At 63.9% G+C, this 631-nt stretch carries 1 protein-coding gene; it reads right to left on the bottom strand.

The window, feature by feature from the left end:
• On the bottom strand, positions 1-631 hold a 631-nt coding region (locus NC856_RS17665; RefSeq protein WP_264091706.1), incomplete at both ends, for an Ig-like domain-containing protein.

Below are 631 nucleotides of genomic sequence, written 5' to 3'. Positions count from 1 at the left end.
CCGTCGTGCCCACTGTACTGGTATCCGGCAACGTGATCGTCACGGTGCTGCCTGCCTCCGCCGTGCCGTTCACGCTGCTTCCGTCATCGCTGATATAGGCTTGCGGCACATCCGGCGCGGTGGTATCCGGGGCGGTTATTGTGGCAGGTTCGGAGATATTGCCCGCGGCATCGCGGGCGACGGCGGTAACCGTTTCTCCGTTGGTCAGCGCGGGCGACAGCGGTACAGTAAAGCTGCCGTCTCCGCCTGCCGTAACGCTGCCCAGCACATTGCCTGCCGCATCGCTGATCGTGACCGTACTGCCGGCTTCGGCGGTGCCGCTAACTGAGGTGCCATCTTCCACGACCAGAAGATCAGCCGGTGCGGATGGGCTAGTGGTGTCCGGGGCAGTTGCTGTGGCGGGTTCGGAGATATTGCCCACGGCATCACTGACGATGGCGGTAACCATTTCTCCGTTGGTCAGCGCGGGCAAGAGTGCTACGGTAAAGCTGCCGTCTCCGCCTGCCGTGGCGTTGCCCAGCACATTGCCTGCCGCATCACTGATCGTGACCGTGCTGCCGGCTTCCGCCGTACCGCTGACCGACGCGCCATCTTCTGCGACCAGAAGATCAGCCGGTGCGGATGGGCTAGT

Source organism: Brenneria izbisi (assembly GCF_025840185.1).
In the GTDB taxonomy this organism is placed as follows: domain Bacteria; phylum Pseudomonadota; class Gammaproteobacteria; order Enterobacterales; family Enterobacteriaceae; genus Brenneria; species Brenneria izbisi.
The sequence above is the reverse complement of the archived record's forward strand: the minus strand, read 5'-3'. Positions and strand labels throughout refer to the sequence as shown.